The 12,732-nt window shown below is 73.5% G+C and carries 13 protein-coding genes; 4 read left to right on the top strand and 9 right to left on the bottom strand.

The window, feature by feature from the left end:
- Positions 1-63 precede the first annotated feature (63 nt).
- Both BJ993_RS08360 and BJ993_RS08365 read right to left on the bottom strand, forming a co-directional pair.
- Positions 64-774 carry a hypothetical protein gene (locus BJ993_RS08360; protein WP_179648397.1) on the bottom strand — a complete coding sequence of 237 codons (711 nt, stop codon included), beginning with the start codon at positions 772-774 and terminating at the stop codon, positions 64-66.
- 26 nt (positions 775-800) lie between these two features.
- A complete protein-coding gene (locus BJ993_RS08365) occupies positions 801-2,111 on the bottom strand; it encodes an LPXTG cell wall anchor domain-containing protein (protein ID WP_179648398.1) in 1,311 nt (436 codons plus the stop codon).
- 143 nt (positions 2,112-2,254) lie between these two features.
- Between BJ993_RS08365 and BJ993_RS08370 the strand changes: the two genes are divergently transcribed.
- The 3 genes from BJ993_RS08370 (at position 2,255) to BJ993_RS08380 (ending at position 4,678) form a co-directional block, all read left to right on the top strand.
- Positions 2,255-3,133 carry an Fpg/Nei family DNA glycosylase gene (locus BJ993_RS08370; RefSeq protein WP_036549779.1) on the top strand — a complete coding sequence of 293 codons (879 nt, stop codon included), beginning with the start codon at positions 2,255-2,257 and terminating at the stop codon, positions 3,131-3,133.
- A gap of 213 nt (positions 3,134-3,346) precedes the next feature.
- Positions 3,347-4,312 (top strand): IS481 family transposase, encoded by a 966-nt coding sequence (locus tag BJ993_RS08375; protein ID WP_179648399.1) that lies wholly within the window; start codon positions 3,347-3,349, stop codon positions 4,310-4,312.
- A 27-nt stretch (positions 4,313-4,339) separates the two neighbouring features.
- Positions 4,340-4,678, top strand: a complete 339-nt coding sequence (locus tag BJ993_RS08380) for a rhodanese-like domain-containing protein (RefSeq protein WP_036549781.1) — start codon at positions 4,340-4,342, stop codon at positions 4,676-4,678.
- A gap of 35 nt (positions 4,679-4,713) precedes the next feature.
- On the opposite strand, the gene BJ993_RS08385 is transcribed toward BJ993_RS08380, so the two are convergent.
- The 3 genes from BJ993_RS08385 to BJ993_RS08395 form a co-directional block, all read right to left on the bottom strand.
- The gene (locus BJ993_RS08385; protein ID WP_036549329.1) at positions 4,714-5,325 is read right to left on the bottom strand and encodes a V-type ATP synthase subunit I domain-containing protein; all 612 of its coding nucleotides are present in this window, start codon (positions 5,323-5,325) and stop codon (positions 4,714-4,716) included.
- Between the two features lie 103 nt (positions 5,326-5,428).
- Complete coding sequence (aat, locus tag BJ993_RS08390; protein ID WP_308645518.1) at positions 5,429-6,193, bottom strand: leucyl/phenylalanyl-tRNA--protein transferase; 765 nt, start codon at positions 6,191-6,193, stop codon at positions 5,429-5,431.
- A complete protein-coding gene (locus tag BJ993_RS08395; protein WP_179648400.1) occupies positions 6,190-6,774 on the bottom strand; it encodes a hypothetical protein in 585 nt (194 codons plus the stop codon). Before BJ993_RS08395 ends, aat begins: the two co-directional genes overlap by 4 nt.
- 49 nt (positions 6,775-6,823) lie before the next feature.
- On the opposite strand from BJ993_RS08395, the gene BJ993_RS08400 reads away from it, so the two are divergent.
- Positions 6,824-7,522 carry an EcsC family protein gene (locus BJ993_RS08400; protein ID WP_179648401.1) on the top strand — a complete coding sequence of 233 codons (699 nt, stop codon included), beginning with the start codon at positions 6,824-6,826 and terminating at the stop codon, positions 7,520-7,522.
- Here BJ993_RS08400 and BJ993_RS08405 read toward each other — a convergent pair.
- The 4 genes from BJ993_RS08405 to BJ993_RS08420 all read right to left on the bottom strand — a co-directional run bounded on the left by BJ993_RS08405 (position 7,483) and on the right by BJ993_RS08420 (position 12,729).
- Positions 7,483-8,709 carry a hypothetical protein gene (locus tag BJ993_RS08405; protein ID WP_179648402.1) on the bottom strand — a complete coding sequence of 409 codons (1,227 nt, stop codon included), beginning with the start codon at positions 8,707-8,709 and terminating at the stop codon, positions 7,483-7,485. The genes BJ993_RS08400 and BJ993_RS08405 overlap by 40 nt on opposite strands.
- Positions 8,706-9,851, bottom strand: coding sequence for a hypothetical protein (locus BJ993_RS08410; RefSeq protein WP_179648403.1), 1,146 nt, complete (start codon positions 9,849-9,851; stop codon positions 8,706-8,708). Before BJ993_RS08410 ends, BJ993_RS08405 begins: the two co-directional genes overlap by 4 nt.
- A gap of 131 nt (positions 9,852-9,982) precedes the next feature.
- Positions 9,983-10,927 carry a hydroxymethylglutaryl-CoA lyase gene (locus BJ993_RS08415; protein ID WP_179648404.1) on the bottom strand — a complete coding sequence of 315 codons (945 nt, stop codon included), beginning with the start codon at positions 10,925-10,927 and terminating at the stop codon, positions 9,983-9,985.
- Positions 10,924-12,729 carry an ATP-binding protein gene (locus tag BJ993_RS08420; protein WP_179648405.1) on the bottom strand — a complete coding sequence of 602 codons (1,806 nt, stop codon included), beginning with the start codon at positions 12,727-12,729 and terminating at the stop codon, positions 10,924-10,926. The genes BJ993_RS08415 and BJ993_RS08420 overlap by 4 nt, the downstream gene beginning before the upstream one ends.
- Between the last annotated feature and the right edge of the window lie 3 nt (positions 12,730-12,732).

The following is a 12,732-nucleotide window of genomic DNA, read 5'->3' on the forward strand; positions in this document are numbered from 1 at the left end:
ATCCGACGCTATCCGGCTCTCTAGCGCGAGCCCTAGATTCGCCTAGCGTGTCGCAGAGACCGCTCAGGAGGTGCTGACGACCTTGCCGTCGGGCGGCGCGACCAGCTCGACCCCGCTGTCGTGCTCGGCCAGCGTGAAGCTGCTCCGCCCACCCCGCCGGGTCTCGACCGCCAGCAGCAACGGCGCCCCCTCGGCCGCGATGGAGACCGTCATCGGGGAGCCGTCGTCGTCCTTGCCGGTCAGCGTCCGGACAGGGGCGCCGTCGACCTCGCCCGTGCCGGCGTCCTCGAAGCCCGCGAACCGGTCCTCCTCGGGCAGCAGCTCGGCCAGGTCGCACTGGTGCGAGCTGGGCCGGGGCGCCGCCTGCCACCTGCCGGTCAGCGAGCGCACCTTGTCGGCGTCGTACTGCAGGGGGCCGCGCATCATCGCGGCATCGGCGAAGACGTAGACGGTGTTGCCGACGGTCCGGGTCACCAGCCGTCCCCGGCGCGAGCTGTGGAAGGTCGACTGGCAGGTGCCGTCGGCGGTCACGACCAGCTCGCCCGTGCCGCGGAGCCGGCCGGCCTGGCTCGTGACGGTGGTCGTGCCGCGGTAGGTCACGTCCTCGAGCGCCTGCATCGCCTCGAGGGAGGCGGCGAGCACCTCCTCGGGCTCCTTGCCGGCGATCGCGCTGCCGGGCCCCTCCGGGTCGTCGCCGCCGCAGCCGGACACCCCCGCCAGGGTGAGTACGACGGCCGCCAGGCCCGCAGCCGTCCGGCTCGTCCGCATCCGCACGGGCCGAGGCTAGCGGTTGCGGTCCGTCAGTCGGCGCGGACCGGCTCCCGGCGTCCGCGCACGAGCGCGGCACCGGCGACCACGCTGGCCGCGCCCAGTCCCAGCAGCCACGGCTGGGTGCCGTTGCCGGTCGCCGGCAGCACGTCGGCGCTGCCGCCGGTGGCCGTGGTGGCGGTGGTGGCGATGCCGCCGACCTCGCCCTCGGTCTGGTCGACCACGACGTCGCCGTCGAGCAGGTCGTCGCCGGTCGGCTCCTCGGCACCGTCGTCCTCGCCGCCGACCTCTCCCCCGTCGCCGCCGTCGGTCGGCTCCTCCGGGCAGTCGTCGGTCGCCGGGACCTCGGGGCTGACGAGCACCTGCTCGGTCCACGCCTCGGCGTCGACCCGGTCGTGGGCCTCGGCGTCGACCACCGTGGTCTCCGAGCCGGGGACCTTCTCCCAGCCGTCGCCGTCGGGTGCGGTGGCCGAGGTGGCGCCGGTCTCCTCGTGGACGGGTGCGCCGGCGCGGGTGGCTCCGGTGGCGTCGTACCCGTCGGGGGCGGTGGCGCCCTGCGGCACCCAGACCAGGTCGGTGACGGCCGCGGCGGTCTCGGTCCACGCGCCGCGGGTCCAGCCCGCGCCGGCCGGCGTCTCTCCGTCGGGGAGCTCGACGCTCTCCGGGGAGCCTGCGGTCAGGCGGGTGGCGCCGGTCGCGCTCGACCCGGCGGGCGGCGTCGCACCGTCGACGACCCAGGCGGTCTCCTGGTGGCTGAGCTCGGTGACCTCGGCGACGGCCGACCTGTCGACGACCCACACCTGCGCGGTGACCGCCGGGGTCACGACGACGACGTCGGTCGCGCCGGTCCACTCCCAGCCCTTGCCGTTGTCGCCGGCGTTCCAGCCCTCCGCCTCCCAGCGGGTGTTGCCGGTCTTCTGCTGGACGTACTCCCACAGCGTCCGGACGACGGCCGGGGTGACCACCCGGGTCTCGACGTGACCCGCCTCGGGCACGGCCGGGACGTGGGCGCGGTCGATGACGGTCCACACGAACTCACGCTCGAGGACGTCGACGGTGCGGCTCCAGGTCCACGTGCCCCGTGCCGGCTGGACGAGCGCGGCGAACGCGCTCTCCGTCGTCGCGACCGAGCGCTGCCAGCGCCACTCCGGGTGGGTCACGGCCGGGACCGCGGTGATGACGGCGGGGTGCTCGACGGTGTCGTAGACCGCCGGGACGGCCGGTTGGCCACAGGTCGCCTCGTCCGCGGAGGCCGCGGATGCGCCCGGGCCGAAGCCGATCACGGCTGCGGTCGCCAGGGCGATCGGGGCGAGGACGAGGCGGGGAAGATGGCGCTGGCTCATCGGAAGGGCCTTTCGGGACGGGGGGTGTGGCCGCGTTCCCGAGTGCGACATGCCGACCAACCGAGCCGGTGGAGCCGGGGTCACTGCCCGTCGGCGCAATCAGGACAAAGTCCCGCGTCGGGCCGTTGTTCTACGCTGGCTGCGTGCCCGAGCTGCCCGAAGTCGAGGCGCTGGCCCTGGACCTCCGGGGCCGGCTGGACGGTCGCGCCATCACCCGCGTCCACGTCGCCGCGTTCAGCGCCCTGAAGACCTACGACCCGCCGCTGTCCGCGGTCGAGGGCACGCTCGTCGACGACGTACGACGACACGGCAAGTTCCTCGACATCGAGGCCAGCGGCCTCCACCTCGTGCTCCACCTCGCCCGCGCCGGCTGGGTGCGGTGGAAGGACGAGGTCCCCGCGCTGCCGCCCCGCCCCAGCACGAAGTCCACGCTCGCCGTGCGGATCGTGCTCGACGAGCAGGACGGGACCACCCCCGGCCTCGACATCACCGAGGCCGGCACCAAGAAGTCGCTCGCGCTCTACCTCGTGCGCGACCCCCTCGACGTCCCCGGGATCGCCAGCCTCGGGCCCGACCCGCTCACCGACGACTTCACCCGGGAGCGCCTCGCCGGCATCCTCGCCGACGCCGGCCGCAAGCAGCTCAAGGGCGTGCTGCGCCACCAGGGCACGATCGCCGGCATCGGCAACGCCTACTCCGACGAGATCCTCCACGCCGCGCGGATGTCACCCTTCAAGCCCGCCGACAGCCTCGACGAGGCCGAGCTCACGACCCTGTACGCCGCGATCCGCGACACCCTGGGCGACGCCGTCGACCGCTCGCGAGGGCTGGCCGCCAGCGAGCTCAAGGCCGAGAAGAAGTCGAACCTCGCCGTCCACGGCCAGACCGGCAAGCCGTGCCCGGTGTGCGGCGACATCGTCCGCGAGGTGTCCTTCGCCGACTCGAGCCTGCAGTACTGCCCCACCTGCCAGACCGGCGGGAAGCCGCTCGCCGACCGCAGGATGAGCAAGCTCCTCAAGTGAGCCCGCCGCGCGTGCCCGTCGCGTCGACGATGGCAGTGGCACAGCGGCTGCACCGGAGCAAGGCGTCTCGTGACGGTCGCTGCGCGACCTCCTCGACGACCCCGCCTAGGTGTACCCGGCCAGGACGTTGGTAGCGGCGAGCCTGGCTGAACGAACGAGAACCTCCGGATGGGATGTGGCTTGTCTAAGGCCCACTCCAACCCGGAGGTTCTCGTGTCCCACGGTAGTGCCCGACTGACCGTCCACGGTCGCCGGCTGATCGTCCAACGCCACCAAGCCGGCTGGCGCAAGGCCCACATCGCCGCCGCGATGGGCGTGTCTCGCAAATGCGTGAAGACCTGGATCGACCGCTACGCCGCCGAAGGCGAAGCTGGTCTGGAAACCAGGTCGTCGCGCCCCCATACGACGCCCACCAAGACGACCCCCGAGCTCGAGCAGAAGGTCCTCGCCGCACGGGCGGAGCACCGCGACGGGCCAGACGTCCTCGGGCCCAAGGTCGGGTTGCCGCCCCGGACGGTGTCACGGATCCTGCGCCGCCACCGGGTCCCTTACCTGCGCGAGTGCGACCCGATGACCGGTGAGGTGATCCGCTCGTCGAAACAGACCGCGACCCGGTACGAACGCGACCGGCCGGGCGAGCTGGTCCACATGGACGTGAAGAAGATCGGTCGGATCCCCGACGGCGGCGGCTGGAAGGCCCACGGGCGAGGAGCGGGGTCGATCCAACGAGATCGGTCGACCAAGGTCGGCTTCGACTATGTCCATTCACTCGTCGACGACCACTCCCGACTGGCCTACTCAGAGGCCTTGCCCGACGAGAAGGGCACCACCTGCGCGGCGTTCCTCGAGCGCGCGATCGCCTACTTCGCCGCCCACGGGATCACCCAGATCGAGCGGTTGATGACCGACAACGCCTGGGCCTACCGCTACTCCTTGCGCGCGACATGCACCAAACACGGCATCGTGCAGAAGTTCATCCGCCCTCATTGCCCGTGGCAGAACGGGAAGGTCGAAAGGCTGAACCGCACCCTGGCCACCGAGTGGGCCTACCGCCAGGTCTTCACCAGCAACGACCAGCGTGCAGCCGCCCTTGCTCCTTGGATCGAGCACTACAACACTGAACGCCGCCACAGCGCACTCGGAGGTCGACCGCCGATCAGCAGGCTGCTACCAACCTGATGGCCGGGTACACCTAGAGTGGGCGGCATGATCCCCACCGTCGAGATCGAAGGCGTGCCGGACCCGCTCCCCGAAGGGCTGGTGGTCCTCGACGTGCGCGAGGACGACGAGTGGGCGGCGGGACACATCGACGGCGCGGTCCACATCCCGCTGATGGAGCTTCCGGCGCGGCTCGGGGAGTTCGTCGAGCTCGAGGCGCCGCAGACGCTCGTCGTGTGCAAGGGCGGCGGCCGCTCGGCGCGGGCCGTGGCCTACCTGGCGCAACAGGGCTACGACGTGGTCAACCTGGCCGACGGGATGATCGGGTGGGAGCGGGCCGGCCGGGCCATGGTGTCGGACACCGGCCAGCCCGCTGAGGTCATCTGAGCGCTCCGTCGGGCACGCTCAGCTGACCGGGCGGATCACTCCGTCGCGGCGCTCTCGGTGAGCTTCTCGAGCTCCGACTGCAGGCTCTCGAGGTCCTCCGGCGACAGCTCGGTCGGGATGTCGGTGGGGACGCCGTCGGTCGGGATGTCGGTCGGCAGGCCCTCGGTCGGGACCTCGGTGCTGACCTCCGGGTCGTTGCCCTCGGACTCGTCGGAGCCGGAGTCGTCGCAGGTCTTGTTCTCGTACTCGGTGTACGCGTCGACCTTCTTCTTCTCGTCCGAGGAGAGGTCCTTCTCGAAGGGGTCCTCGTCGGAGTTCTCCTTGAAGGCCTTCTCCCAGTCGTCGGCGCTGAAGCCCTTGATCGTGTCGAGCTGGATCTCGTAGCCCTCGCGCGCGTCGTCCGGGATGTCCTCGGGGGTGCCGACCTCCTCGACCTCGTCGGCCTGCTTCTTGACGAGCTCCTCGACCTTGTCCCAGTCCTTGTCCTCGATGGCCTTGAAGAACTCCTCGCCGCCCTCCTCGTCCTGGGTCACCTTGCAGAAGTCCTTCACCGAGGCGTCGGTGGGGGCGCCGCCACAGGCGGAGAGGGAGAGCGTGAGCAGTACGGCGGCGCCGGCGGCGGCCAGCGGGCGCTTGATCGGAGTCATCCGAGCGAATCCTTTCCTGGGGAGCACGGGACCGGGATGTGCCCGCGCGGGCAGGGCGCCGACCAGCGCCGGCTCCCCGGCACGAACCTTGCCCTGTCCGGTCTCAGCCTATGCACAGGTTTCGGAAGTCGGCGTCCGGGACCGCCAGCAGCGACTCCAGCCCACCGACGTACGACGCCCGGGAGACCTGCTCCACGCCGAGGCTGGTGAGGTGCGGTGTCGCCCACTGCACGTCGACCAGCCGGCGCCCGGCCGCGCCGTCGGCGTCGCTCGCCAGCAGCCGGACCAGGCCGAGCAGCGCAGCCTTCGACGCGTCGGTCTCGTGGTGGAACATCGACTCCCCGGCGAACAGCCCGCCCACCGCGACGCCGTACAGGCCACCGACGAGGCGGCCGTCGCGCCACGCCTCGACGGAGTGCGCCCAGCCCAGGCGGTGCAGCTCGGTGTAGGCCCGCGCGACCCGGCGGTCGATCCACCCGTGCGGGCGGCGCGGGTCGGCGCAGGCGGCGAGCACCTCCCCGAAGGCGGTGTCGACCCGGATCTCGAACGTGCGCGCCGAGCGGCGCAGCGACCGCGACACCCGCATCGCGTCCAGGCGCAGCACGCCGCGGTGCGCCGGGCACCACCACCCCACCGAGCGGCCCTCGGGCATCGGGAACAGGCCCGCCCGGTACGCCGCCAGCAGGGTCCCCGGCTCCAGGTCCGCGCCGACCGCCACCAGGTCGCTGCTGTCGTGCGCGGCGAAGTCGGGGTCGTCGTCCGGGTCGCCGTCGGCGGGGTCGTCGAGCACCGGCAGCGCCGCGAGGTCCTCCCGGCTCGGGAAGACCCAGGGCGTCGGCGGCGGCTCGACCGGCCCGGACGCGGTCACTGCGTGGTGATCGACGACGGGGCTGCGGTGCCCCCGTCGGCGGTTCCGAGCACCGACGGGCACTGCTGGCCGGCCCAGTTGAAGAACTCGGCCGCCTTCGCGTTCTCCTCGGCCGTGAGGCCGGGAACCTCGCCGCTGTCGCTCGCGAACGCCCTCTTCGCCTCGGCCCAGCTCAGCGACGTGATCGCCCGGACCGAGGCGTCACGGCCCTCGCGGTCGCGGGCGGGGGTGCCGGCGGGCAGGTCGACCTCGCCCAGGGCGGCGTACACGTCCTGGATCTCGGCCCACTGGCTCTCGTCGGGCGCCGCGGTGATCGGGTCGACGACCTCGATGATGTCGGCCAGGGCGGTGCACAGCTCGCTGTCGGCCGGCAGCGGGCTCGGCGCCGTCGCTCCCTCGGTCCCGGCGGTGTCGTCGGTGGCCGCGCCGACCGGCCCGTCCGTCGCCGCCGAGGAGGACCCGGCGGCCGAGGGGGTGGCGTCGCCCGAGGCCTTGTCGTCGTCGGAGCCGCAGCCGGTGAGGGAGAGCCCCAGGAGCAGCGCCGTCGCGGTGACGACGAGCGGTCGGGCGAGCGGTCGCATCGGATTCCTCACGTCGGGTGGTTGACCCCTCCACCCTACGATCAGGGACATGGCTTCCCGTCTCAAGAAGGGCCTCGCCGTCGAGGCGGCCCGGCAGATCGCTCCCCGGGTGACCCACCTGGCGCCCGGACTCACGCAGTCGTTCGTGCGGGAGGCGTTGCAGCGGGCCATCGCAGGCGTCGGGCCCCTGCCGCCGGCCGCCCACGCGGCCGAGGCGCAGCTGCGCGAGCAGCACGGCAACGTCGACAGGGCGGTGCGGGAGATCATCCAGAACCACGTCGCGTACGCCGGCGTGGAGGGCCTCGCGACCAACCTCGGCGGCCTGGTGACGGCGGCGATCGTCGCGCCGGCCAATATCGCCGGGCTGGCGCTCATCCAGTGCCGGATGGTGGCCGGGATCGCGCACCTGCGCGGCTACGACCTCGACGACCCGCGGGTCCGCAACGCGATCCTCGAGACGGTCCTCGGCGAGGAGACAGTCATGAAGATGGTGAAGAAGCACCAGCTGCCCGCTCCCCCGATGGCCGTGGCGACCGCGCCGCAGCACGACCCGGGGCTGGACCAGACCATCGCGACCGTGCTCGCCAACGAGCTGATCGGCCGGGTGATCGGCAAGCGCATCGCGACCACCGTCGGCAAGCGGGTGCCCGTCGTCGGCGGCGCGGTCGGCCTGGTGGCCGACGGGTGGAGCACGTGGCGGGTCGGCCGCTACGCCGACAGGGAGTTCCTGCCCCGCGCCTTGCGGTAGGCGCCGAGCGCCTGGCGGCCGCGGGGGCTGCCCTCGAGCCGCTGCACCGTCCACTCCATGGTGCGCATGAGTCGCGGCGTCCGGGCGCGGATCAGCTCGCGCCGGGTCTCCTCGAGCTTCGTGCGCAGCCGGTCGGCCTCCGCCTGCCGCTCGGCGGCCTCGACGAGGAGCGCCCGGATCGCCTCGAGCCCCGCCTGCGCGACCTGGCGCTCGGCCGGCTTGTCGGGATCGGCCCAGCGCTCGGGGTCGGGCGCGGTCCCGCGGAGGTCCTCGAGGTCGCCGACGACGTCGTACCGGCGCTCGGCGAGCTCGGTGATCCAGGAGTCGGTCAGCTCGGCGACCCAGGGGTACTCGCTCGGCGGCAGGCTCAGCCGCGGGGAGTCGGTCCGCTTCGACAGGGTCTGGTGGGCGAGCAGCTCACGGACGAGCGGCCGGTAGTGGACCGGCGGGAGGTCGCGGGTGGCGGCGCGGTTGATCCGCCGCAGCAGCGCCGACTCCGGGACGCCGAGGCTCGGGTTGGCCCGCTCGGTGCCGAGGTCGAGGTCGAGGTCGTCGAGGCCGAAGGCGGTGCTGAATCGCTGCCAGAGCAGCTCCTTCGGACCGCCGGGGCGCGGGACCGTCACGATGTGGATCCGCTCCGGCGGGATCGTCGCTCCCCACCGGGCGAGGATGTCGGGGATCTCCTGGACGCCCCAGAACCACGCACCGACGCGGTGGCTGCGCTCCGGGTCGCGGATCAGCTCGAGGAAGCGGGCGTAGCGGAAGGTCGCGCGGTGCTTGACGTTCTCCTGCCACTCGGCGGGGATCTGCCGGACGAGGTCGCGCACCGAGATGATCAGGTGGACCTCGGTGCCGCCCCCGCCGGGCTCGTGGCCCAACGACGCCAGGGCCCGCTTGACCTGGCCCCGCGACGCCGTGGCGAGGATCTCGTGGCTGATGATCGCGGTGCCGTCGTGCTCGCGGACCTGCGCGGCGAGCTGGTCCCAGGCGCCGACGGCCTCCCGCTCCAGCCCGCCCCAGCGCAGCCGCATCAGGTCGAGCGCGGCGAGGAAGTGCGCGTCGAAGCGCTCGGCGGGGTAGAGCACCCCTTGGCGCAGCAGCTTCGAGCGGTTCTGGAAGAGCACGTCCTGGAGGTACGACGTGCCCGTCTTCGGCGTACCGACGTGCAGCAGGACCTTCGAGCTCACGCGTCTGCCTCCTGCTGGGTGGTCACCGGGTCGAGGAGCAGCCCGAGCGCGAGTGCCAGCACCTCGGCGTCGACCGGGGCCACGGGCTCCGCGGGCAGCGGGCCCGGCAGCAGCCGGTCGAGGTCGCCGAGGACAGGGTAGCCAGCGGCCTCGAGGTCGTGGCGGGTGCGCTCGGCCATGCTGCTGAGCCAGCCGCCGAACCGGGCCGGGACGGTCGGCGCCGCACCACCTCGGCCGGCCAGCCGGGGGGCGAGGGCGGCGCGCAGGAGTTCGGGACGCTCGGCCCGGTCGACGAGCAGGCCGAGCGGCTCGCCGACCCTGCGGACCAGGTCGATCGCGTTCGCGCCCAGCCGCGGCGGCTCCTGCAGGCGGGCGGTGCCGAGCTCGGCCGCCAGCGCGGCGGGGTCGAGCACGACGGTGACCCGGTCGGCGCCGTACTTGTGCGTCGCGGAGCGGGCCATCCGCGGCAGGTCCGCGCGCGGCGGCAGGTGGCCGAAGCTGGAGGAGTTGCGCAGGAAGTCGTGCCAGGTCGGGCCGCCCTGGTCGAAGGCGCGGGCGGTCCAGGCGTGGACGAGGACGGTGGCGAGGTCGTCGGCGAGGAGGTACGCCGTCGGGCGGCGCCCGCCCTGCGGCCGGCCTGCAGCGGCGAGTCCCGCGCGGACGGAGTCGGCGCGCCACTGGACACCGACCACCACGAACGCCTTCGTCCACGGCCGGCGGGCGGCGCGGGCGCGCTCGACCAGCGTCGGCTCGGGCGTCGGCGCGCCGGCCGTCGCGGCGACGTCGTCGGCGATCAGGCCGGCAGCGACCCGGAGCAGCTCGTCGTCGGGGAGGGTGTCCGGGTCGACCGGTCGGGGGCCGAAGCGCTCGGGGTCGTCGGCGCCGAGCAGCGGGAGCTCGCCCCGTCCGCGGCCGGAGACCCCGGCAGCGAGCACGCGGTCGGCCATCGCCACCGGCACCCGCCGGCCGGCTGCCTCGGCCGCGACGTTGAGCCGGCGCAGGAGGCCGAGCTGCTGGGCGCCCGGCAGGTCACCGGCGAGCGGCTCGCCGTCGGCGCTGCCGTCGTCCGGCCACTCCCGCCAGGGCGTCGTGGACCCCTCCCGCAACGCTGCCGCCCATCCCCAGGCGCGTCCTCGACTCATGCGCCAACGGTAGAGGGGCACCCGTTGCGCCGAGCTCGCCGGTCCCGGGGGTTGGCCGCGCAACTACCGAATTCGTCGTGTTGCCGGGCAATCCGCGACAATTTCGGTAGTTGCGCGGCAAGCCAGGAGCCTCAGCCAGCAGACCCCAGCGCTCGTACGACGGCCGATGGGCTCGGTCGTCCGAGCTGTCCGGCCATCCAGGTGCTCGTCCCGACCACCGCGCCGAGGTCGACACCGTGCTCGATCCCGAGGCCGGTGAGGAACCAGACCAGGTCCTCGGTGGCCAGGTTGCCGGTGGCGCTCTTCGCGTAGGGGCAGCCGCCCAGGCCGCCCGCCGAGGCGTCGTACGTCGTCACGCCCTCCTGCAGGCCGGCGTGCACGTTGGTCAGCGCCTGGCCGTAGGTGTCGTGGAAGTGCAGGGCCAGCCGGTCGGTGGGGACGCCGGCGGCGACGAACGCCTGCACCAGCGCGCGGACGTGGCCGGCCGTCGCGACGCCGATCGTGTCGCCGAGGCTGAGCTGGCCGACGCCGAGGTCGAGCAGGCGCTTGCCGACGGCGACGACCTGATCGACCGGGACCGCACCCTCCCAGGGGTCGCCGAAGCACATCGAGACGTAGCCGCGGACGTCCATCCCCTGCGCCACGGCGCGGGCGACGGTGGGGGCGAACATCTCGAACTGGGACTCGAGGGTGCGGTTGAGGTTCTTCTCCGCGAAGGTCTCCGTGGCCGACGCGAAGACCGCGACGTGGCGCATGCCCAGCTCCACGGCACGGTCGAGACCGCGCTCGTTGGGGACGAGCACCGGCAGCTCGCGCGCCCGGTCGCCGAGGTCGGCGGTCAGGCCGGTCATCAGCTCGGCGGCGTCGGCGAGCTGCGGCACCCACTTCGGGTGCACGAAGCTGGTCGCCTCCACGATCGGCAGGCCCGCCTGCAGCAGCCGCTGCACGAACTCGGCCTTGACCCGGGTGGGCACCGAGGTCTTCTCGTTCTGCAGGCCGTCGCGGGGACCGACCTCGTAGATGGTGACCTTCGTGGGCAGGCCCGGCTCGGGGACGACCATCGGCAGGGCGCTCATGCGTGGGCCTCCTCGACCACGAACAGCACGGCACCGAGCGCCACCTGCTGCCCGGTGCTCGCGCCGACCGAGGCGACCGTGCCGTCGTACGGCGCCTTGAGCGCGAGCTCCATCTTCATCGCCTCCACGACCCCGAGCACCTGGCCCTCGGTCACGGTGTCGCCCTCGGCGACCCGCACGTCGAGGACGGTGCCGGGCATCGGCGCGACGATCGTGCCGTCGCCCGCCGCCACGCCGTGGTCGGTGCTGGCGTCGGGACGGGTGAAGACGTAGCGCTGGCCGTGGTGGGCCAGCTCGACCTGGTGCTGCGTGACGCGCGCGACCGTGCCGGCGGGGACCCGCGGGGCAGCGGTGGCGGACTCGTCGAACTCCACGACCGGTGCGGCGGGCGCGCCACCCATCCGGAAGCCGTCGCCCGCGAACGGACCCGACGGCTCGCTGTGCGCGTCCAGCCACAGCCGGGCCGCGATCTGCCGCGCGGGGGCGGGGTCCGGGGCGGGCACCTGGTTGCGGTCCAGCCACGCGGTGTCGATGCCACCGGGCTCGGCGAAGACCTCACTCGATGCCAGCTCCCGCAGGAAGCCGGTGTTGGTGGTGAGACCGAGGATCGCGGTCTCGTCGAGGGCGGCGACGAGCGCCCGCCGGGCGGCCTCGCGGTCGGGGCCGGAGACGATCACCTTGCCGAGCATCGGGTCGTACGACGTGCTCACGACCTGGCCGGACTCGAGGGCGTGGTCGACGCGAGCCCGCGCGGGCCACGAGACGACGGCCGCCGTACCGGCCTGCGGGAGGAAGCCGCCGAAGGCGTCCTCGGCGTAGATCCGGGCCTCGACGGCGTGGTCGCGGAAGCCCAGCCCGGCCTGGTCGAACGGCAGCGGCTCGCCGGCGGCGACCGCCAGCTGCAGCGCCACGAGGTCGGTGCCGCTGTGAATCTCGGTGACCGGGTGCTCGACCTGGAGGCGGGTGTTCATCTCGAGGAAGTAGAAGTCGCCCGTGGCCGCGTCGAGGAGGTACTCGATCGTCCCCGCGTTGACGTAGCCCACCGACGCGGACAGCGCGACGGCGGAGGCGTGGATCCGCTCGCGCAGGTCGTCGGCGAGCGCCGGGGCCGGCGCCTCCTCGATGACCTTCTGGTGGCGGCGCTGGACGGAGCACTCGCGCGTGCCGAGGTGGACCACGTGGCCGTGGGTGTCGCCGAGGACCTGGACCTCGATGTGGCGACCGCGCTCGACGTACTTCTCGATCAGGATCGTGTCGTCGCCGAAGGCGTTGATCGCCTCCCGCTTCGCGGCGGCCACGGCCTCGGGCAGCTCCGCGGCCGATCGGACCACCCGCATGCCCTTGCCGCCGCCACCGGCCGCGGCCTTCGCCAGCACCGGGTAGGCGAATGTCGCGGGGTCGTCGTCCACGTCGTACGACGGCACGACGGGGACGCCCGCCGCCACGGCGAGGTCGCGGGCGGCGTCCTTGCGGCCCATCTGCTCGATCACCTCGGGCGTCGGGCCGATCCAGGCGATGCCGGCGCCGGTGACGGCGCGGGCGAAGCCGGCGTTCTCCGACAGGAAGCCGTAGCCGGGGTGGATCGCGTCGGCACCCGCCTCCTTGGCGGCGGCCAGGACCGCGTCGCCGTCGAGGTAGCTCGGCACGAGGATCGCGACGTCGGCGTCGCGCACGTGCAGCGCGTCGGCGTCGACCTCGGTGTGGACGGCGACCGTGCGGATGCCGAGCTCGCGGCAGGTGCGGAACACCCGGCGGGCGATCTCGCCGCGGTTGGCGACGAGGACGGAGCGGATCTCGTTCATCGC

The organism is Nocardioides aromaticivorans (assembly GCF_013408525.1).
Classification (GTDB): domain Bacteria; phylum Actinomycetota; class Actinomycetes; order Propionibacteriales; family Nocardioidaceae; genus Nocardioides; species Nocardioides aromaticivorans.